The sequence below is a fragment of the Saccharopolyspora sp. NPDC045941 genome (assembly GCF_056431445.1).
On the sequence record NZ_JBWKKU010000011.1, the window covers coordinates 55,347 to 75,992 of the forward strand.

The following is a 20,646-nucleotide window of genomic DNA, read 5'->3' on the forward strand; positions in this document are numbered from 1 at the left end:
CCGCGCCGCCGCAGGCGGCGCCCGGGGCCTGAGTTCAGCGTGAGTTTGCTATTCGACCCACTTCACCGACGTCGCCAGCGGACAGCGCGCCACTCTCGTGGTCGGTGGTCTGGTTCCCTTGCCGACACGCAGGACCGCCAGCACGGCACTGTCGCCGGAGGTGTCTTTGGTCGAAGGGATCCCGAGTCCGCCGAATTCTCCCAGCAACGGTTGAGCCGCGTATCCCTGCTCAACCAGGGCCAGCCACAGTCGCATCAACGTCTCAGTGACGCCCATTCGCGCCAGCGGTTCGACCACGGCACCACCCACGCTGCCTCAGCCGGCCACCAGCACGGTCGCGGCCCGGAGTACCGCTTGTTCACGCTCGGTGAGAATGTCCAGGTTGCGGCTCACGGCCTCCGCACCGAAACTCGCCGTCCCCGTTGAGAGCGGATCAGGACCTCTGAAGTCCGAATGCACGATTTTTCTCCAGCGTTCGCCGGAAGTTCACCTTCCGTATTTCCTGAAGTTTCGCCGTTGCGTAGCGGTAGCTTTGCTGGTCTGGACGGTCTCGTTGAATAGGATGGGGGTGGCTTGAGCTGCGGTGGCTTCGGTTATCCGAGCGCGCCGAGGACGAGGATCGTCAGGTTCGCCAGGCCGAGGGGTGTGGCATCAGTTTCTGCAAATTGTCCCAAGATCGGTACGACAGCAGGCAGTTACGGACGGAGTCCGCTACCCGCTGTGGGTCGCGCTCTTGAAGCGCACCGGGAGGCTCCTGAGGCAGCGCACTTTCCCCTGACGCCATTGCAACTCGCGGGGATGGACTGCAAGTTCGATGTTGATCGGTGCGTGTAGCAGCGCAGTCACGGCGGTCTGTGTCAACAATCTGGCGAGCGGGGCGCCGGGACACCGGTGGATTCCATGGCCGAACCCGAGGTGGAGGTTGGGGTGTCTGTCTATAAGGACAGTGTCGGGTTGTGTGAAGCGTCGCTCGTCCCGGTTGGCGCTGGCCAGGCACAGAAAGACGCGATCGCCCTCTTTGATGGTGTTGTCTCCCAAGGTGAGTTCTTCGGTTGCCACACGGTGGACGGGGGCCAGGGCCGGGCCCTCGTAGCGCAGTATTTCCTCTATCGCTTTGGGTATCGTGCCCGGAGATTGGTAGAGGAGTCGGCGGCGGTCTGCGTGACACAGAAGATGCAGGAGGGTGCTGGAGATCAGGCTGATGCTGGTATCAAGGCCTGCAACAAGAAGCAGCATCACCATGGTCAGGATCTCGGTCGCGTGTAGTCGGTTGGTATCGGCGGCCAGGAGTTTGCCGATTAGTCCGTCGGTCGTTGCTTGTTCGGGGTTCTGCAGGAGCCAGGCGGTGTATTCGCGCAGCGCTTTATGGCCATTGGCGCTGACGCAGCGCGCGTTATCGTCCAGTTGCTCGGTCATGAGGTCATGGGACCAACGCGCGATCTTGTCTAGATCGGCCTCGGGCACGCCGAGAAGTTTGCCGATAGTCAAGGCGGAGATCGGTTCCGCGATCTCCGCTACGGCATCGACCACCCCGCGCTTCGTGACGGTGCTGATCAGTGAGCGCGTTGTGTGGTCGATGAACGGGCGCATGAGTTCGGCTTGGCGGTGGGTCAAGTAGCGGGCGACGCTCTTGCGCAGGCGAGTGTGCTTGGGCGGATCCGTTGTGAACAGACTCTGGGGGAACGCGACGCGCGAAATGTGCTGCTGTAGGTCGGAGTCGGCTGGGCACCTGCCCTTGGAGGGGTCGCTGCTGAGCCGAGTGTCTGTGAGGGCCTGTACGGTTTCTCGATACCGGGCTACAAACCAGGTGCTGTCGGAGATCCGGTTCACAGCGCCTGTGCTGCGTATTTCGGACAGCAACTGGTGGAGGTCACGGAGTTGTGTGAGGCCCTGGGGGAACCCTGCAGGAAAAAGGTTTCTGTGCTCGGATTGTGGAGGCCTGTCGGATGGGTGTTGCAGCATCGGTTGTTCACTCCGTCATGGCAGCATGGGATAGGGGAGATGACGCCACAGCGTGCTATATGGGCTCCTTGAGAGTGGTCGTGGTGTTACCAGGTGACGGGTAGTGAGGTGGGAGCGCGTAGGATCGATCCGGAGCGCCAGGTCACTTCTTGATCCGGGACTGCCTTTTGGAGGCCCGGTATGCCCTCGATGAGCGTTTTGAGAGCGACCTGGATTTCCATGCGTGCCAGGCTGGCACCGACGCAATGGTGTGGCCCGTGGCCAAACGCGAGATGGTGGTTGTCTGGCCTCGTGAGCTTGAGGGTCTCCGGGCCGGCGAAAACCGCTTCGTCGCGGTTGGCCGACGGAATGGAGACCAGCACGGCGTCGCCCTTGCGGATGAGCACGCCGCCCAGCGAGACGTCTTCCGTGGCGATGCGGGCGAAATCGGCTCCGTTATTGAGGGGGGTGTATCGCAGTAGTTCTTCGACCGCTTTCGGGGTGGCTTCTGGGTGTGCCAAAAGCCAGTGCATGTGCTCGGGGTAGGTAATGAGGAGGTAGACGAAGTTGGCGATCTGGCACGTCGTCGTCTCCCAGCCCACGACCAGGAGGGCCGTTGTGATGTCGAGTAGCTCGGCGTCGGTGAGTCGCTCGCCGGCCTCGTGCGCGCTGACGAGCGTGCCCAGGAGATCGTCGGTTGGGTTTTCGCGGCGGGCGGCGATGTGCTGATTGATGACTTGAGCCAGGTCCTGACGCGCCCGGGTTACGTCCTCGGCTGTATGGGAGGTGCTGGACATCACCACGTCGGAAGCGGCTACCAGGCGGTGGGTGTCTTCGGTGGTGACACCGAGTAGTTTCAGCAGGACGTTGATGGGGAGGGGAACAGCGAAGTCTGCGACGATGTCGCAGGGCGGGCCGTTGGCCACCATGGCGGCTACGAGTTCTTGAGCGATTTTCTTCGTATGCGCGCGGAGTTGCTCGGTACGTCGCTTGGTGAGACTGGGGGCGATCAGTCGCCTCAGTCGAGTGTGCTCGGGCGGGTCCATAGCCATGATCGAGGTCTCTTTGGCAGGCCGCGGTCGCATGCGGGGTACGTCTTTGCCTGCGGCGGCCGCACGACTGAACCGGGGATCACAGAAGACCAGTTTCGCGTCCTCATAGCGGGTGACCAGCCATCCCCTTCCTCCGTAAGGCATCTGCACCTCGACCACGGGCTGCGTGGATCGCAGCGACGCGTACTGGGGTGGGACTGCGAGCGCGGGGGGTGGCTCGAACGGGTAACGCAGTACATGCTCGGTGTTCATCGGGTGGCCTCTTCCACCCACGGATGGATGATCGTGCGTTCCGTGTCAATGTTGACCAGGCCACCACCGATCTCTGACCAGTCGTGGTCAACGCCGTGGTACCGCGGGGAGCATCGCGTATAGAAAGCGGTTCCGGACGCGATGTCTCCCAGGCACTCCAGGTAGCGCAGCAGGCCACTCGTGAGCTCCGGATGTGTTGCGATGAACTGTTCGCGGCAGGCGATGAACTCTTCTTCTGCCGATTCCGCCAGACCCACTACCTTGCGGACCGCGTCACTGATCCGCACATGCTCCACGTTGCACTGCGCCGCGATGGAGTTGGTGAGATCCTTGCCTGCCATGTACTCCTTCCGGAAGGAGTACAAGTCATTCACGAGGGAGGTATATCGGCGAAGGATTCGCCATATTTTGGAGAAGGCGTCGGCGTGGGCTTCGAGTTCACTGTGGAGATCTATTCCCAGCATGAACTCAAGGACGGGGAAGTCGACGTCGATCCCTACGTAGACATCCCTGCGCTCGAGAGTCTCATCCAGAGTCAGACATCTGCCGCTGCCCCTGTCAGACGCCTCGGCCTTCCAAGCTTCCATGGTCCCTTGCAGTGCACGGGCGATGCGCGCGCGGATCGAGGGCGGTGCCAAACGGCACAGGCGGTACCAGACGTCTGACAGGCAGCGTCCCAGGACAAGCACATCGGCTGTGTCGGACGATGGCTGGTTCCTGTCGAACTCCTGCCCGTCTCCGTTCAGGATTTCAATGGCCCGGTCCAATGCCCGATTACGCGTGGCCTCATCGGCGTCCCGGAACGGCCCTGGCGCGCTGTGAACATCGTCGGTCATCACCATCCAGCCGCCCAGGTCACAGATGATTCTGAATGTATCTACGTTTCCGCACGTGAATTGGTGAGAAATCCACACATCTGCGAAGCCCTGCGCCAGCCACAAGTCGATATCCCCTCGCGGCGCACAGAAAGGGGCCCAATTCCGGATTTCAGGGAAACCTTTGATCCATGCCCTCGTCTCGCCCAGGGTGCGTGCAACGCCTGAGTGCTGCCGCAGGGGAAGCCGTGTCTTGAGGTCGGGAAGGTAGTACTGGTCCTCGCCGCAGTCGAAGAGGGTCGTCCTGGCCATTTTTTTCCTTGTCTTATTCATTTTCACCGTGGCGAGTTTTTCTTCGCCGAGGAGCAGGAAACTGCCCGTCCAGGGCCTCGTCCTATGGAGCCACGCGCTCGTCGAGCAGCCGGACGATCTTGCCGCTGCGGGGGTTCACCTTGATCATGTCGGCTGGGACGAGTCCCGCAGCGCCACCGCAGCTGCCCGCGCCCGTCTCGACCAGCAAGCGCCCGGGAGGCACCCACAACCCGCTGTACGTAACAGGCGGGCGCGTAGTGCTCCTGGTCATCGAAGGCGGCGTGGATCACCGTGGCGATGTCGGCACCCTGGTGCCCGGAGCGGCGGAGGGCGTCGGTCGCTGCGCTCGCGGCCATCTCCGCAGCGGTGAACCCGTGCGAGGCGGTAAAGGACTCGAAGTCGGACATCTCGAGTGCTTGGCGGTCGATCGTGCCGTCACGAACGAGGTCGGTGGCGCTGGCGCGGGGCGGCAGGTACCGGCCGGTGCCGCTGACGAATATGTCGTTCCAGAGCATGGTGTTCTTCTTTCGTTGCGGATCACGCCGCTTCGCGCAAGTATTGTTCAGAGAAAATGAGTGCCATTGATCGCCGATTCGCTTGCAGGCAACGGGACCGCCAGGAAGGTCTGGCGGCATCCAGAGAATTGTTTTTAGGTGCTCCTCGGCCTCCGTGTCCGGTCACATGCTCCGTTTTCGGCCTGCGGAAATCGGTCTACCCCGGGTGTTGCGTCTGTGGTATTGATTCTGCCGCCAATCGGACGAAATTTTGTTGATCGCAAATTTCGTGGCGAATTCTGACTCTTTTGCCGACAAGGGTGATACCGTTCAGTTATGGCCGTGCCCGAATGGACACCCGATACGTGTCCATTCGGGCAGGCGAGATCGTCGAAGTCGGTCCGGGCTGGTCCCGGCAGCCCTGTGGGCGGGATTCTGGTGCGGTCGGCGGCGATGCGGTGCAGGGTGCAGGTGAGGTGATCTGAGTGATGCCGGCCAGGGGAATGCCTGATCAATTAAGTGGATCGCCCGGATATGGCCGCCGGGCTGACTTGCCAGGAAGAGGAATCACCGAGTGACTGAGAGTCTTTCGGCGAATGCCGTCCACGCCTTGTGAAGCGGCGCCAACCGCTTGCACCCGCGCAAGCAGCGCAACCACCGGCGGGTTCTGAGAACACGATCCGGGCCGTGACTGATTAGTAAGGATGGGACGCATGTTCAACGTCGAGAAGGTCCGGTTGGCCGGAGCCGACATCGAACTCCCCAGGATGATCCCGATCGAGCAGCGGTTCGCCGCCGACGCGGTCGAGGACCTCGAAGCCGCGATCCGCTGCCAGGTCGCCGAGCACGACCGCAACCAGCCGGTCAGCGGCAAGCGGATCGCCATCACCGCGGGTAGCCGCGGAGTGGCGCGGATCGATCGCATCGTCGCCACCCTGGTGGACGCGTTGATCGGCTGTGGCGCCAAGCCGTTCGTGGTGCCCACGATGGGCAGCCACGGTGGCGGCACCGCGGAGGGCCAGCGGCAGGTGCTGGCCGAGTACGGGATCACCGAGGAGAGCATCGGCGCCCCGATCGTCTCGTCCATGGAGACGGTCGTGGTCGCCGAGCTGGACGACGGCACCCCGGTGCACTTCGACGCCGAGGCCGCCCAGGCCGACAGCGTCATCGTGCTCGGCCGGGTCAAGCCGCACACCGACTTCCGGGGCACGCACGAGAGCGGTCTGGCGAAGATGCTCGCCATCGGCCTGGGCAAGCACCGCGGCGCGACAACCCTGCACGCCCACGGCATGGCTGCGTTCGACACGCTCATCCCGGCGGTGGCCGAGGCGATGCTCGGCGTGGTCCCGATCGAGTTCGGGATGGCCGTGGTGGAGAACGCCTACGAGCACGTCGCCCGCATCGAGTTGGTCCCGACCGCGAAACTGCTGGAACGCGAGGCGGAACTGCTGGTCGAAGCCAAGCAGCTGATGCCGAGGCTGTTGATGTCCGACATCGACGTGCTGGTCGTCGACGAGATCGGCAAGGACATCAGCGGCACCGGGATGGACCCCAACATCACCGGCCGCGCCCAGGTCAACGCGGACAAGTTCAAGGCGGTGCCGATCAAGCGGCTGGTGGTGCTGGGCCTGACCGAGCACACCAACGGCAACGCCTGTGGCCTGGGCTTGGCGGACGTGACCACTCAGCGCTGCGTGGACCAGATCGAGTTCGGCTCGTTCTACACCAACTCGCTGACCGCAGGCCTGCCCGACAGCGCCCGGATCCCGATGGCCCTGGCCAACGACCGGGACGCCATCGTTGCCGCCCTGCACATGTCCCGCGGCCCCGCGGAACGACCGGCGAAGGTGGTGCGCATCCGAAACACCCTGTCGATGCCCCGCATCGAGGTCTCCGAGGCCTACGCCCAGGAGGTCGCCGACCACCCGGACATGGTCACGCTCGGCGAGCCGCACGACTGGGACTTCGACGCCACGGGAACCCTCCAGCCCCTCCCTGCCGCCCGCTGAAGGACCGCGGTGGGTCGGGACCTTGGAGACCGGCGCCAAGCACTACGGCGCGGAGCAGCGCTCACGGACCGTGCAGCGAGGAATCGAGGATTTCTGACAGCAGATCTGGACGGGAATACGTTCATGCCCACACGGGTAGATCCGTTTCTACCCTATTCAAATGAGGTTTTTCCATCCTCGTTTTGCGTGGCGGTGCGGGTGGCGGCCCCTGCGGGAGTTACAGAGGCTCCCTGGACTGGGCTATGCGCCTAAGGCGCATGCGACACCCCGTCGACGTGCAGCTTCACGGCCCGCGGCTGCGGACCGGCCAGGATGAAAAACGCTCAATTGCGGAGCCGAATCTCTCCGGCATAGCTTCACGGCGCAATTTCCATGCGACCGCAGCAATAGTGATTCGGCACAGAGGCACCGAGGCGACTCGTCAGAACCCGTCCAGCATCCGGTGATCTTCGTCACCGCACTCTAGGGCCGACCCCGCCCGCTGCACAGGTTTGGACGCTGAGTCGGCGGCGTTTCGCCCAAACCTGTGGGCGCGCCGATTTCTTCAGGGGCAGCAATAGCTATGCCGGAACCGCCGATCGGCCCGGTCGCGGTGCTGGGCGCGGACGATTTCGCCGTCCGCCGCGGGCACCGCTACGGCACTGTCATGGTCGACCTCGACACGCGCAAGCCGGTCGACCTTATCGACGGCCGTGACGGTGCGGACCCGGCCGTCTGGCTCGCCGCCAGGCGGCGCGGTGTTTCAGGGGCCTTGCTTCTCCTGGGCTGGACTTCTACCGCAAAGAACTATATAACTAGTGAAAGTATTTTTTTAGCAAGGTATCGCGCTCGCATACATGCGCAGGGACAACGTGGAGGTAGCGGCATGACCTGGGTGGCGTGGCGGCAGCACCGCGCGCAGTTGTTGCTGATGGCAGCGGTATTGCTGCTCGGCGTGGTCGCGGTCCTGGTGCTGCATACGAGCATGTCGCAGCAGATTCAGGCGCAGGGGCTGGAGCGGTGCCTCGCGGTGGGGGTCCAGGGCCCGGGCTGCCCGACCGGAGTGAGTGATTTCCGCGACGAGTGGTTCGATCTGCTCAGAGTCGGCCAACTCGTGATCGTGGTCCTCCCGGTGCTGCTGGGGGTGTTCAGCGGGGCGCCGCTGTTCGCCCGCGAGATCGAGCACGGCACCCACGTGCTGGCGTTCGCGCAATCGGTGAGCCGGGTCGGCTGGATGGCGGCCAAGCTGGTGATGCTGGTGGTGCCCTCGCTGGCCGTACTGGTGGTCCTGCAGTTGCTGGTGAGTTCCTGGGTCGCGGATGCCGGGCTGATGGGGCCGCTGGTGAACGGCTCGTTCTCGTTCCTGAACTTCGAGAGCACGGGGTGGATGCCGGCCGTCCACCTTCTTTTCGGCTACGCGGTGGGCGCGCTGCTGGGGACGGTGCTGGGGCGGTCGTTGCCGGCGATGATCAGCACCCTGGCCGGGCTGGTGGCGGTGCGCGGTGCCGTCGGATTGGCGGGACCGGCTCTGCTGCCGTCGCAGCTGCGAACCTCGGCCGACCCGATGAGTGCTCCCGAGTCCGGTGTGGACAAGGTGGTCCAGGTGGGTTACCTGGGTGCCGACGGGCGGACCATACCGAAAGGCGGTTTCAACGCCGCCGTGTGCGGTTCGCGGGGCGATGTTCCAGTCTCGACCTTCGACCCGGCTCAGTGCTTTGCGCAGCACGGGGTGGTCGGCCAGTATGCCGAAGTGGTCCCGGCCTCGTACGTCCCGATACTGCAGCTGATCGAGTTCGGCGTCCTCGGCGTGGTTGCGGTCCTGCTGTTGGGAGGAACCGCGTGGGCGCTGCGCAAACAGCATTGATGACGCTGCGTGGAGCGCGCGCCTTCGGCGATGGCCGCCCCTTATGCTGGGCGATATGATCGAGTTCCGGATCGACCGTCGCTCCGGGGTCTCCACGTACATGCAGATCGTTCAGCAGGTCACGCAGGCCATGCGGTTGGGCCTGCTGGGGCCCGGTGACCGGTTGCCCACTGCGCGCGAGGTGGTGGAGGCCACGGCGGTCAATCCGAATACCGTGTTGAAGGCGTATCGAGAGCTGGAGCGGGACGGCCTGGTGGAGGCTCGGCGCGGGGTCGGTACCTTCGTAACTCGATCGCTGGCGAGCGACCGCACCTCGGTCGAAGCCCCGATGCGACGCGACCTGGCGGACTGGATGAGCCGTGCCAGGAGCGGCGGGCTCACGGTCGAAGAGGTCGATGCGCTGCTCGCTGCTGTCCGTGACGAGTACTTCCCGACCGGAGGACCGGAACACCCATCATGAGCGCGCTGAGCACCATCGGTTTGTCCAAACGCTACGGCGGCCGCCGGGGGATCGAGGACTGCACGGTCGAGCTCCCCGAAGGCAAGGTGGTCGCGCTGGTTGGTGCGAACGGTGCGGGCAAGAGCACGTTCTTGGCGTTGGCGGCCGGCCTGGTCGAGCCGTCGTCGGGTGCCGTGCGGGTGTTCGGCGACGAGGTCCGCGGCCGCATCCATCCTGACGCGGCCTACTTGTCGCAGCGCCGCCCGTTGTACGGCGACTTCACGGTCGCGGAGATGGTCCGCGCGGTGGCGAAGATGGACCGCCGCTGGTCGCGGCAGCGAGTCGAGGAGGCGCTGGCCGCGATCGACGGCTTGGACGTCGGCGCCCGGGTGGAATCGCTGTCCCCGGGCGTGCGCTCCCGGCTAGCACTGGCGCTCTGCTTGGGCCGGTTGCCGAGGTTGTTGCTGCTGGACGAACCGCTTGCGGACCTCGACCCGCTTGCCCGGGACGAGACCATCAGGTTGGTGATGGCCGACGTCGCGGACCGCGGGATGACGGTGGTGATCTCCTCGCACCTGCTCGGCGAATTGCGGGAGGTGTGCGATCACCTCCTGTTGCTACAGGGGGGACGGGTGGGATTGGACGGCGACGTCGACGAACTCCTGGAGCAGCACTGCGAACTGGTGGGGCCCGCCGATGCGGGGCCCCCGGAGATCGGGACGGTCGTACGCGCGAGGAAATCCGGGCGGCAGCAGCGGATGCTGGTGCGCGCCCCCGGGATACTCGCCCCGGGCTGGGAGTCTCGGCAACCGGACCTGGAATCGCTCGTGACCGATTACCTGCGCGCCGGCCGCGAGCGCGCGGGAGCCTGAGAACCGCTCGCCAGCCCCGCTGATCCCCGTCGCCGAACCGGGGGTTGGCGGGGCTTCGTCGTTTTCGGGACACCGGCGGCGGATTCGTTGCGTGTTGCCGCGTCGGCTCGCCCCCTGCGGGAGCCCGCTTCCGTGCTGCTGACGGCTCGTTCTGCTCCTGGTGAGGCGTCTGCTGGCGTGATCCAACGTGATCCATCCAGTCGGTGCCCTTTCGCCCCGCTTTCCCAGACCCGGCCTTGTCCGCTATCCGCACCACTGCTAGTCTTCCTTCATTTCACTAGATAACTAGTGAAATGACTCAGAAGGGTAGTGAACATGGGCTTCACCTTTGGCAAGCGCGAAATGATCGTTGGACTGCTGGCTGCGGGAGCACTTGCCAGCACTGGCGGCATCGCTGCCGCGGCGCCAGCGGAGAACGTGCCGGAACTGCGGATCAGCTCGGCCGGCTACGCGCTGGAGTACACCGTGGTGAACGGCAATGGCGACGGCTTCTCCTCCGTCGTGGAGCCGAACTCCACCCGCGAGAGGCAGGCCGAGGGCTTCACGACGGTGCGGTTCTCCGTGAACGGCAAGGTCGTGAACGCCTATGGCCCGCTCGAGGCTGGTCGCACGCTGGTCTGCAATGCGGGAGGGACCGCTGACGCGCCGACTGTGAAGTGCGCCTTCGCCTGATTCGGGACGGCACGCCGAGCGTGCGGTTTGGCCGGCGGAGTCCGGGAGTTACTGCCACCCGGACTCCGCCGGCAGCAGTCGGCGGGTTGGCCTGCTGAGCTGTTCCGCGGCTTGCGGCGGGCGGTCGTCGGTGGCTTGCGACGAGCTGAAGACGTCGTGAAGAAGCTGTAGATCCAGGGCGGCCATGCTGTGTGTCGTGCAGGATCCGACATTGAGGAGCGCAGGCATGATGAGCAGCCAGAACCACAAGACGATCCGCTCTACCGCGGTTTTCCACCTGACGGCCCCGGCAGACGTGAAGACGCCGGTTGGGGTGGAGCTGCGGTACGACAGCCGTGAGCCGTACGCGGTGAACATCAGCTTCCGCGCGGGGATGAGTGGTCAGGTCGACTGGTTGATCGCCCGAGACTTGCTGGCGGACGGGCTGGTCATTGCGAGTGGCGAGGGTGACGTGCAGATCATCCCCAAACCCGGCAACCACGATCTCGTCGTCATCGCGTTGAGCTCGCCGTACGGGCAGGCCACCTTCGAAGCGCCCGCTGCCGAACTGGCGGAGTTCCTGAACGAGACCTACGACGTCGTCGCGCCCGGTGGCGAGAACCACTGGATGAGCTTCGATGAGGAACTGAGCCGACTACTGCAGAATGATATGCACTGATCGGCATAAACCAAATCGTGGGGTGCCAGTTTCGACGCCTTATGTCGCGGGGCGGTTCGAGGCGGCACCGCGGGGTGTGCGAATTTACTTGTGCCCAGCTGATCTAGAGAATACGTAGAGACGTTGTGGAGTCGGCGCCGGCAGATTGTTCGGTGCAGAGATAGAAACCACGGGAGTGTGCGATGGAACGAGTTCGCGTGGCTGTGCTTGCCTCAGATGCCATCACGCATGCTGGTCTTGCAAGCCATCTCGACTCTCGCGCCGAGGTGTTGGTGGTGCCGGATCGAGACCTGGCAGAGGTGGACGTCGTCGTTCTGGCCGCCGCGCGGCTGACTGATGGCGTGACCGCCTTGCGCGCCTTGGGCGCTGAGTTCGAGCGTCGTGCAGTCCTGGTGATCGACCAGCTGGATCCGGCTGGTCTGCTTGCGGCGGTGGAATGTGGTGCGGCGGCGGTGGTCCCGCGCAGTGCCGCCACCGCGGAGCACTTGACAAAGGTCATCCAGGTCGCCGCGACCGGAGGTGGAGTGCTGCCGCCGGAATTGATCGGAGAGCTGCTCCGCGAGTTCGCTCGGCTGAAGCAGGACGTTCTGGCGCCGCGAGGAATCAGCGTTTCCGGGCTGACGCCTCGCGAGCTTGATGTCGTCCGGTTGCTGGCCGATGGCTTGGATACCGTTGATATCGCCGAGAAGCTGGCCTACTCGGAGCGCACCGTGAAGAACGTCATCTACGGGATGACCAACAGGCTCAATTTGCGCAACCGGCCGCATGCCGTCGCCTACGCGATGCGTGCCGGCATGATCTGAAACGCGAGTGCTCATGGTCTCTTGCCCGTTCGGTCGCCGCGGCGGAGTACGGATGGGCAAGAACTGCTGACATCCGCTCACTGATGTCGGAGAGTCTGTTCGCTGCGAACGAGAAAGCCCCTAGGGAACGATTCTGCCACGGCAGTGGCTGATCGGCTTGTGATCGGCAGAATTCGCACGTACCGTCCTCAGCGGCATCAGATGTTGTGGTGATCGACGCAGCCGCACTGCCACTGGCGGGCAACGCTCTTCCGGCACCCACCTGACCGGTGCGCTCCCATTCGCTGCTCGACGACATTCGAGCCTCATGATCCCGGAGTTGTCATGAGCTCGCACAGGAAGAACACCGGCCCCTCGTTTCACCCGCTCGCCTTCGGCGGCTGGGGGAACTACCAGGAATGGGCCGACCACCAGTTCCAGCCACGGCCCGCCGCGCCGGAGGCCGGCGACGGAGATGCGTCCGAGCCGGACCAGGAAATGCACGACCAACCGGCCGAGCCGATCGAGGCGGCACCCGATACTCGCGAACCGGACCAGGCCGCTGCTACCGATCGGCCTGAACGCGACCCAGCGGAGCAGACCGGAGCAACCGTTTTCGCCGAGGCCGAGGAATCGGGGCCCAGCGTGGCGATGCTGCGCCCGTACGTCCGCACCGGCGGCCGCGCCGAGCCCGAATACGAGTTCCGGGTGGAAACGCTGGTGTCCGCAACCTCGCAACGGCTTGCTGGCACGTCGATCAACCCTGATCTGGACGAGATCCGTTCGATGTGCGCGTCACCGCATTCGGTTGCCGAGATCTCATCCCGCCTCGGGATTCCCCTGACCGTCGCTCGCGTTCTCATCGGCGACGCCATCAAGGCCGGACTGGTCGTCATCCACGGCTGCGCGTCGAATCGCGGTGCAGGTCCTTCCCTCGAGACTCTGCAGCGGGTGTACGAAGGGTTGCTCAAGCTGGCGTGACGCTGTCGGTCCGGGGTGATTCGGTGGTCTTCTTCCGTCCGGCCTTCATCAGGAAAGCTGCGAGGACGAACGAGACGGCGGCCGACACCGCCACACCAGTGATCACGCTCAGGTGGCCACCCCGCGGTGTGACTGCCATCAGTGCGATGATGCTTCCGGGAGAAGGAGTCGCGAACAGTCCCGCTCCGGTGGCGATGAAGGTGAAAATCCCCGCCGCACCGCCTGCGATGGCCGCCAGAATCAACTGCGGCTTGGCGAGGACGTAGGGGAAGTAGATCTCATGAATGCCACCGAGGAAGTGGATTGCCAACGCGCCTGGCGCGCTGGCCCGTTCCGGAGCAGACCCGAAGCACGTGCAGGCGAGCAGAATACCGAGCCCAGGGCCGGGGTTGGTCTCCAACAGGAACTCGATCGCCTTGCCGTTCTCCGCCTGTGCGGTGACACCCAGCGGGCCCAGGACGCCGTGGTTGATCGCGTTGTTGAGGAACAGCACCTTGCCGGGTTCGATGATCAGGGCTGCCAGTGGTAGCAGGCCGAGGTCGATCAGCGCCTGCACTCCGTCGGCCAGCGTTCTGACCAGCCCGCTGATCGCGGGCCCGATCCCGACCATGCCCAGAATCGCCACGCTGCCACCGATGATGCCCGCGCTGAAGTTGTCCACGAGCATCTTGAAGGCCGGACCCACGCGTGCGCCCACGGCTTGATCGAACCATTTCATCAGCAGTGCCGTAGCGGGGCCGAGCAGCATGGCGCCAAGGAGCATGGGGGTATTCGCCCCGACCACGAGGCCAAGTGTGGCGACCGCGCCGACGACACCGCCGCGTTGCCCGTGGACCACCCTGCCCCCGGTGTAACCGATCAGGATTGGCAGCAGCGTTGTGATCATCGGTTGGATGATCACGGCCAGCGTCGGGTTGGGCAGCCATCCCTCGGGGATGAACAATGCGGTCGCGAGGCCCCATGCGATGAACGCCCCGATGTTGGGCATCACGATGCTGGCCAGATGCCCGCCCCATCGTCGGAGTGCCGACCCGATCTCCCGGCTCGAAGAAGCTCCTTCGTTGATACGTGACATCGCTGTGAGCACATCCCAGGTCATCGTTGACATCGAGAAGGTCTGCATGGCGTACTCGCTCGGGCCACCTTTGTGACCTGGACGCGTTTGGGATCTCCGGGATTAAACACCACGTTTTTCCGGGCCGGAACGGAAACGTCACAACAGTGCACGTCCTTCTCCGGCAAGTGTGCCTGTTCAGGCAGATGACGTATTCGCGTGCCGCGATAGCGCTCATTCGGGCAGGATCGGCCGGGCTGCGTGGCTGCGGATCACCTGACGCCCTCGCTGGATTCCGCTCAAATTCGCCCTGTTCGCCGGCCTGGTGCGTGCGGGAGCCGGGGGAGCGGTCCCTGAGAGTGATCTTGAGATCATGTGCCTGGTAAGGTTTGCGGAAGGATTGTCTGGTGATACGTTCCTGGTTCGATATCGACGTCAACGATCAACACTCGCGTGACCTTCGATCCGTGTTGGCGCGCTACATCCGGCACGCGAGGAGAGTTTAGTGCGAGATGTGGCCAGTGCGTGCGTTCGCACGAACCCGCGCCAGTCCAATGAGGATATGGCCGAGCAGATCGCTGGGCAGTTGAGTCAGCTGCTCGAACGGATCGCGGACGAGGTCGCCCCGCTGCGCGGGGCCGGAACGGTCGCGGATTACATCCCGGCGCTCGCGCGAGTCGACCCCGGCCACTTCGGCATCGCGGTCGCCGATCTCGACGGCGGCGTCCACGGGGTCGGCGACTGGGAGACGCCGTTCTCGATGCAGAGCATCTCGAAGGTCTTCACCCTCGCGCTCCTGCTCGCCGGAAGCGATGAGGCGCTCTGGCGGCGCGTTGGCCGGGAGCCGTCGGGAAACGCCTTCAACTCGCTGGTCCAGTTGGAGCACGAACGCGGGATTCCCAGGAACCCCTTCATCAACGCGGGCGCGCTGACGGTCACCGATGAGCTGATCTCCCTGGTCGGCGACGCCACCGGGGAGCTGCTCGCGTTCCTGCGGGCCGAGAGCGGTAACGCGGCTCTGCGGGTCGACGAGGAGGTCGCCGCCTCCGAAGCCGCCCACGCGGACCGCAATCTGGCCCTGACCCATTTCATGGCGTCCTACGGCAACATGCGCAACCCGGTGGCGACCGTGCTCGACCACTACGTCCGGCAGTGCTCGATCGAGATGAGCTGCCGCGACCTGGTCCTGGCGGGGCTGTTCCTCGCCGCGCACGGTGTCCGCCGCGACGGTTCGCAGCTGCTCACGTGCAGGCAGGCCAAGCGGATCAACGCGATCATGCTCACCTGCGGGACCTACGACGCCGCCGGGGATTTCGCCTACCGGGTCGGCGTCCCGGGCAAGAGCGGGGTCGGCGGCGGGATCCTCGCGATCGTGCCGGGCCGGTGCGCGATCGCGGTGTGGAGCCCGGGGCTGGACAAGCGCGGCAACTCCGTGGCCGGTGTGGCCGCGCTCGATCACTTCACCACGATGACCGGATGGTCGGTCTTCTGACGGGATCCGCCGGTCAGAGTATGCCGGGACGCCCGGTTGGCCTTAGGCACCTTCCCGCGAGTGATCAGGGCTAGGGGTGGTGGGCATATCTGTGGGAACTCACCCAGCAGGTCGTCAGCGCGCTTGGCGCCGTCACCGAGCGGGAGGATTTCATCGCGCTGATGGAGCAAATGGCCCTCTACGTCAACACTCTGGGGGCGTGGAACCTGCAGTTGTTCCCCTGGGAACTGGAGCCGAGCAAGTGGAACTACCGGTCGGCGGGCGGGCGGTCGAGTCATGTCTGAGGACAGTTACTCGAGCATCATCATCATTGGTGGAGGCGTTATTGGATTGTCGGCCGCGTTTTACTGCGCCCAGGCCGGGATCGAGGTCACGCTTATCGAGCAAAGTGATCTAGGATCCGGCACGTCAGCGCAGACGGCGCGTGTCGTCCGCGGCTACTTCCCTCGGCGAGTTGCAGACTCAGAGTTGGCTGTTGGTAGCCTGGCCGAGTATCGAGGTTTTGCTGCCGAGACGGGAGTCGATCCGGAATTGGAGCAAACAGGGTTTCTGGTTGTGCTCACAAGAGGCGAGGACGTTGAAACCCTTGGGCGCGAACTTGACGCGCAGCGTGCCGTCGGTGTGGAGGCGGAACTCATCACGGCCGCGCAAGCGTGCCAGCGCAACCCCTTCCTCGATCCGGCGGATATTGTGGCGGCCGTCTGGTCGCCGCAGGCGTTCTCCTGTAATCCGCAAGCAATCATGCATGGCTACGCGGAAACCGCTCAAAGGCGCGGGGTCCGTCTGCTCACCGGCATGGAGGTCATCGGTGTGGACGCCGTGCGCGGTCGTGTCGCCACCACCAACGGAGACTACGTCGCTGATGCGATTGTGTGCGCCGCAGGCCCGTGGAGCGGTCGGGTCGCAGCGATGACGGGTGTATCACTGCCTGTTACTCCACAGCCCTCAGAACTTATGGCCACCGGTCCCATCGCGACGGACATGACACTTCCATTCACCCTGCATCTCAGCTCCGCACTGCGTGTGCGGCGTCTCGGCGACGCCCTGCTGATCGGTCTGGAAGGAATACCGAAAGGCGGTGACCAGCGAGCATTGTGGCACCGTGCCGTCGCTGAGGAATTGACCAAGCGATACGCACGCCTGCGCGACGTCGAACTTCACACCGCCTGGACGGGCTCGCTGGACGTCGCGCCACAACGCACGGCGTTCATCGGCCAGGGCAGCGGAAGCCACCGGCGCTTCCTCTACGCGGCGGGATTCTCTGGTCGCGGGCTGTGCCAGGCGCCGATGGCCGGCCAGATCATCCGCGACCTCTGTCTGGGACAGCAGCCGGCTGTTGACCTCAAAGCGTTCTCGCCCATCCGGCTCGACGCCGAACCTCATCCTGCCGCGAAGCGGTTACCGACCTAAAGCGATGTGGTTCGACGTCCCGGCCGGGCGTGTGACGTTGATGTGCGTGCCGGTGCTGGTCGTCGTGCTGGCGATCCGCTGGTTCATCGTGGACACCGCCAAGGCACTCGCCGAAGAGCCTTGAGGACCGGAAACGAAGGAGCGGGAGCGGTCATGGACCGCTCCCGCTCTTGTGCGAGTTGGGGCGCTTTGAAGGTGAGCGCGGTCCGGATCCGCCTGCGGGCCACCGCGGTCCAGATTCCGTGGGTGGATCGACCGTGGGCCGATCGCCGTCCCGCATTGCCCGATCGCGTGTCGTCCAGTGCATCCCACCGCCGCGTGGCCAACTCCACGACAGCCTGTTGCGCTTGTTCTTGCGCGGCAGCAGAAGGCCCCTGGCCGCGGGATGACGGATCATCGTGGTTCTTCTGAACCAGCCACGTCCGGCGAAACGTGTGCTTGTCATGGAGGCGACGAGCACGGCAACCACCGTCCAGGGTTCGGGTGGGTCCAGCGAGATGTGCCGGCTGATCATCATCGGCCCGTCCTCGCGCGTGGAACTGGCCGTTCCTGCGCACGTGGCAATAGCAGACCTCATGCCGACGGTGCTCGGCCATCTCGATCCCACGCTGGCCACCTCGGGCATGGAACATGGCGGCTGGGTGCTGCAACGGCTCGGTGAGGAGCCGCTTGACGAGGACAAGGGCACCGCCGAGGCCGGGCTGTACGACGGCGACATGCTCTACCTGCGACCGCGCGACGACCAGCTGCCGGTAGCCGACTTCGACGACCTGGTCGATGGTGTCCACACTGGACTTTCTGGTCGCGGCGACACTTGGCGCCCGGCGTTCACCTACTACACCAGCATGACAACCGCTGCGGTGTGCGCGCTGCTGGCCATCTTCGTCTGCACCTTCGCGGCGACGGGGACGGGGATCGCCATCGGTGCGGCCACGGTCAGCCTGCTGCTTCTGGCCGGAGCCGCCGGCATGTCGCTGTACGTCCGCGACAGTGGCGGGCAGGCGGTGACCCTGGCCGGAGTCGGAGTCTTCGCGGCGGCCGTGGGTGGGCTGGCCTTCCCCGGTGCTGATGCACCGCCGGCGTGGCTCGACGGGCCGGGGGTTCTGTCCGCCGGGGTGGCCATCGCTGTCTCTGCCGTGCTGGCCCGGGTGTCGCTGAAGACGGCCAAGCCGGCGTTCCAGGCGGTGGCCGCTGGTGGTGTGCTCACCGCGTTGGGCGGCGTGCTGACCGTGCTCGTCGGCTTGGACGGCGCGTCCACGGCCGCGATCGTCACGATCCTCGCGGTCGCGCTGACCAGGGCAGCCCCGAACATATCGGCATGGCTGGGCGGGCTGTCGGTGGAGCCGGTACCCACCACGCAGGACGAGTTCCAGGAGGGCCTCGACCCGCTGCCGGGCGAGGGCGTCCTCGACCGCGCGTCGTTGAGCGACACTCACCTGACCTCGATCCTCGGTGTGCTCGGCGGGCTGTGCACCGGGGGACTGATCGCACTGGGGTCGGTCGTGCAGTGGGACACGATCCTGCTGACGGCGCTGATCAGCGTGCTGCTGTTGTTGCAGGCCCGTGAGGTCGTCGGAATCTGGCATCGAGTATCCGCCCTGGTGCCTGCCGGGATGGGGCTGACAGTGCTGATGCTCGGCTGGAGCGCGAGCATGCCGGTGGTCGGCCGGATGGGCGTGCTGCTCGGGCTGCTGTCGCTGGCCGGTCTCGCCGTGGCCGCCGCGCACACGTTGCCCGGTAAGCGCTTGATTCCGCGCTGGGGCCGGTGGGGCGACATCCTCCAGTGGATCTGCGCGCTGGCCGTGCTGCCCATTTTGCTCTCCGTGATTGGAGTTTATGGCTGGGTTGCTTCCCTGCTCTGAACCATTTTCATGCCTACGGCCGTGCCGGGATTGGGAGGTGAGGGATGTACACCAGGCGAGACCAAGTGGACGCCTATTCTTTCGTCGCGGGCAGGCTGTCCTCGGCGATCTTGCGTACTGACCCGGACGGGCCGGAGCGTCCGCTGCGGCGCACCGGAGTCGGGCTCGCCGTCGGCATCGTCATCGGGATCCTGGTGACCGCGATCGTTGCGGTGGTCAACCTGTTCACCAACATCGGTGGCGGCAACGACGGGTGGCGAGAGCCGGGAACGCTGATTGTCGCCGAGGACACCGGAAACCGGTTCATGATGGTCAACGGCCGGCTGCGGCCGGTGTTGAACCAGGCGTCCGCGCGGTTGCTCGTCGGCAGCAATCCCAAGATCGTCACGGTCAAGACGGCCGACCTCGCGGACGTGCCGCGCGGTGCGCCGATCGGGATCCTCGGTGCACCGGACGCGATCCCCACCGGGTCGTCCGACAGTCCGTGGACCGTGTGCGCGGGGGCCGACGAAAGCACCAAGCTGTCGGTGACGGTCGGCGCGGGACCAGCTGTCTCCGGCATGCGCGACGACCAGGCGCTGTTGGTCACCGCGGGCGGTGACATGTACCTGGCGTGGCAGGGCACGCGGCTGCGGATCGCGGCCGAATGGGTGCCGCGCGCGCTCGGGCTCGACCCGGCTAAGGCTCTCGCGGTGGATTCGTCGTGGCTCAACACGTTGCCGTCCGGTCCGGACATCGGCTCGCCGCCGGTCGAACGGGACGCGAGCAAGGCGGGGCCCAGCTTCAACGGGACGCCAACCGTGGTCGGGCAGCTGATAGTCGTGCCCGAGGCGGTGGGGAACAACTACTTCGTGACCGCGGGCAACGGCCTGGTCCCGGTGACCTCGACCGTGTCCGCGTTGCTCAGCGCCGACCCGGCATCGCCCGCGCGAGAGGCCGTGCGCATTACGCCCTCGGAGCTGGCGACGCAGAACGTGCTGCCCGCGCCGGTGTGGCAGTCCGCGCTGCCGTCGCAGCCGCCGAAACCACCGGATCTGGCGGGGCGCGTGCCGTGCGTGCGGTGGGAGCAGTCGCAGGCGAGGTTGGTGACGGCACCGCCGCCGCAGGGCGATGCGCAAAGCAATCAGACGGCGGGGGTGGTGCGCGACGGCCGCGTGGCTGACCGGGTGGAGGTCATCCCTGGCGCCGGCTTCCTGGCGCGCACTCGCCCGGCGCCGGATGTTCCTGGTGCGGGTATTTACCTCATCACCGAAGCGGGAGCCAAGTTCCCGGTGGTCGACGCCGATGCGGCCAGCGCTCTTGGCCTCCCTGTCGAGACGGCTCGGCTGGTTCCAGCCGATCTGCTGGCACTGCTGCCAACCGGGCCAGTGCTCGAAAAAATCAATGGTGCTCAACAAGGATAGGAGAGATTCCCGTGGCGCCTAAATACGGCTACGACTCCGGCGTACTGGCGGTGGGTATCAATGCCGCCAACCAAGCGGTCACCAACATGACGACCGTCAAGCAGAAGGTCTGGCAGATGACCGACCAGATTAAACTGGTCAACAACTCCACCTCCGGTGGAATGCTGACCACCAGGTTCTCCGAGTGGAACAGCCACTTCGAGAAATTGGTGAAGGCGCTGGACGACCTCAACATGAAGGTCGTCGAGACCGGCAAGACCAACACGCAGGCCAGCGGCGACGCCGACGCCGCCGCCCGCTGAT

20 protein-coding genes are annotated in these 20,646 nt (G+C 65.2%); 14 read left to right on the forward strand and 6 right to left on the reverse strand.

All coding sequences use genetic code 11. The features are described 5' to 3' along the window. Positions 1-48 precede the first annotated feature (48 nt). The 5 genes from AC07FN_RS11420 to AC07FN_RS11440 form a co-directional block, all read right to left on the reverse strand. Positions 49-297: a hypothetical protein gene (locus tag AC07FN_RS11420; RefSeq protein WP_478395542.1), complete on the reverse strand. Its 249-nt coding sequence runs from the start codon at positions 295-297 to the stop codon at positions 49-51. A gap of 414 nt (positions 298-711) precedes the next feature. Next, positions 712-1,590 carry a cytochrome P450 gene (locus AC07FN_RS11425; protein WP_478395543.1) on the reverse strand — a complete coding sequence of 293 codons (879 nt, stop codon included), beginning with the start codon at positions 1,588-1,590 and terminating at the stop codon, positions 712-714. Positions 1,591-2,048: 458 nt separating this feature from the next. Beyond that, complete coding sequence (locus tag AC07FN_RS11430; protein ID WP_478395544.1) at positions 2,049-3,245, reverse strand: cytochrome P450; 1,197 nt, start codon at positions 3,243-3,245, stop codon at positions 2,049-2,051. Next, positions 3,242-4,372, reverse strand: a complete 1,131-nt coding sequence (locus AC07FN_RS11435) for a terpene synthase family protein (RefSeq protein ID WP_478395545.1) — start codon at positions 4,370-4,372, stop codon at positions 3,242-3,244. The genes AC07FN_RS11430 and AC07FN_RS11435 overlap by 4 nt, the downstream gene beginning before the upstream one ends. 82 nt (positions 4,373-4,454) lie before the next feature. Next, positions 4,455-4,643, reverse strand: a complete 189-nt coding sequence (locus tag AC07FN_RS11440) for a hypothetical protein (protein WP_478395546.1) — start codon at positions 4,641-4,643, stop codon at positions 4,455-4,457. 936 nt (positions 4,644-5,579) lie between these two features. On the opposite strand from AC07FN_RS11440, the gene AC07FN_RS11445 reads away from it, so the two are divergent. The 8 genes from AC07FN_RS11445 (at position 5,580) to AC07FN_RS11480 (ending at position 13,122) form a co-directional block, all read left to right on the forward strand. Beyond that, positions 5,580-6,875, forward strand: a complete 1,296-nt coding sequence (locus AC07FN_RS11445) for a nickel pincer cofactor-dependent isomerase, group 22 (protein WP_478395547.1) — start codon at positions 5,580-5,582, stop codon at positions 6,873-6,875. Positions 6,876-7,437: 562 nt separating this feature from the next. Continuing rightward, complete coding sequence (locus tag AC07FN_RS11450) at positions 7,438-8,718, forward strand: hypothetical protein (RefSeq protein ID WP_478395548.1); 1,281 nt, start codon at positions 7,438-7,440, stop codon at positions 8,716-8,718. Between the two features lie 55 nt (positions 8,719-8,773). Beyond that, positions 8,774-9,178, forward strand: coding sequence for a GntR family transcriptional regulator (locus AC07FN_RS11455; protein WP_478395549.1), 405 nt, complete (start codon positions 8,774-8,776; stop codon positions 9,176-9,178). After that, entirely contained in the window at positions 9,175-10,029 is an 855-nt protein-coding gene (locus AC07FN_RS11460) for an ATP-binding cassette domain-containing protein (protein WP_478395550.1), read from the forward strand. Before AC07FN_RS11455 ends, AC07FN_RS11460 begins: the two co-directional genes overlap by 4 nt. 315 nt (positions 10,030-10,344) lie before the next feature. Then, complete coding sequence (locus tag AC07FN_RS11465; protein WP_478395551.1) at positions 10,345-10,701, forward strand: hypothetical protein; 357 nt, start codon at positions 10,345-10,347, stop codon at positions 10,699-10,701. Positions 10,702-10,930: 229 nt separating this feature from the next. Beyond that, positions 10,931-11,359 (forward strand): SsgA family sporulation/cell division regulator, encoded by a 429-nt coding sequence (locus AC07FN_RS11470; RefSeq protein ID WP_478395579.1) that lies wholly within the window; start codon positions 10,931-10,933, stop codon positions 11,357-11,359. Between the two features lie 182 nt (positions 11,360-11,541). Then, entirely contained in the window at positions 11,542-12,162 is a 621-nt protein-coding gene (locus tag AC07FN_RS11475) for a helix-turn-helix transcriptional regulator (RefSeq protein WP_478395552.1), read from the forward strand. Between the two features lie 324 nt (positions 12,163-12,486). Continuing rightward, positions 12,487-13,122 (forward strand): DUF742 domain-containing protein, encoded by a 636-nt coding sequence (locus AC07FN_RS11480; RefSeq protein WP_478395553.1) that lies wholly within the window; start codon positions 12,487-12,489, stop codon positions 13,120-13,122. Here AC07FN_RS11480 and AC07FN_RS11485 read toward each other — a convergent pair. Next, on the reverse strand, positions 13,109-14,245 hold the full coding sequence (locus tag AC07FN_RS11485) for a PTS transporter subunit EIIC (RefSeq protein WP_478395554.1): 1,137 nt from the start codon (positions 14,243-14,245) through the stop codon (positions 13,109-13,111). The genes AC07FN_RS11480 and AC07FN_RS11485 overlap by 14 nt on opposite strands. 493 nt (positions 14,246-14,738) lie before the next feature. Between AC07FN_RS11485 and AC07FN_RS11490 the strand changes: the two genes are divergently transcribed. From AC07FN_RS11490 to AC07FN_RS11515, 6 genes are all read left to right on the forward strand, one after another. Further along, positions 14,739-15,668 (forward strand): glutaminase, encoded by a 930-nt coding sequence (locus tag AC07FN_RS11490; RefSeq protein ID WP_478395555.1) that lies wholly within the window; start codon positions 14,739-14,741, stop codon positions 15,666-15,668. An 89-nt stretch (positions 15,669-15,757) separates the two neighbouring features. Next, complete coding sequence (locus AC07FN_RS11495) at positions 15,758-15,952, forward strand: cucumopine synthase-related protein (RefSeq protein WP_478395580.1); 195 nt, start codon at positions 15,758-15,760, stop codon at positions 15,950-15,952. Then, positions 15,945-17,078, forward strand: a complete 1,134-nt coding sequence (locus AC07FN_RS11500; RefSeq protein WP_478395556.1) for an NAD(P)/FAD-dependent oxidoreductase — start codon at positions 15,945-15,947, stop codon at positions 17,076-17,078. The genes AC07FN_RS11495 and AC07FN_RS11500 overlap by 8 nt, the downstream gene beginning before the upstream one ends. Positions 17,079-17,521: 443 nt before the next feature. Then, positions 17,522-18,940, forward strand: coding sequence for a type VII secretion integral membrane protein EccD (gene eccD, locus AC07FN_RS11505; RefSeq protein ID WP_478395557.1), 1,419 nt, complete (start codon positions 17,522-17,524; stop codon positions 18,938-18,940). Positions 18,941-18,984: 44 nt separating this feature from the next. Then, a complete protein-coding gene (gene eccB / locus AC07FN_RS11510; protein ID WP_478395558.1) occupies positions 18,985-20,343 on the forward strand; it encodes a type VII secretion protein EccB in 1,359 nt (452 codons plus the stop codon). An 11-nt stretch (positions 20,344-20,354) separates the two neighbouring features. Next, positions 20,355-20,645, forward strand: coding sequence for a hypothetical protein (locus tag AC07FN_RS11515; protein ID WP_358611340.1), 291 nt, complete (start codon positions 20,355-20,357; stop codon positions 20,643-20,645). Position 20,646: the final 1 nt, after the last annotated feature.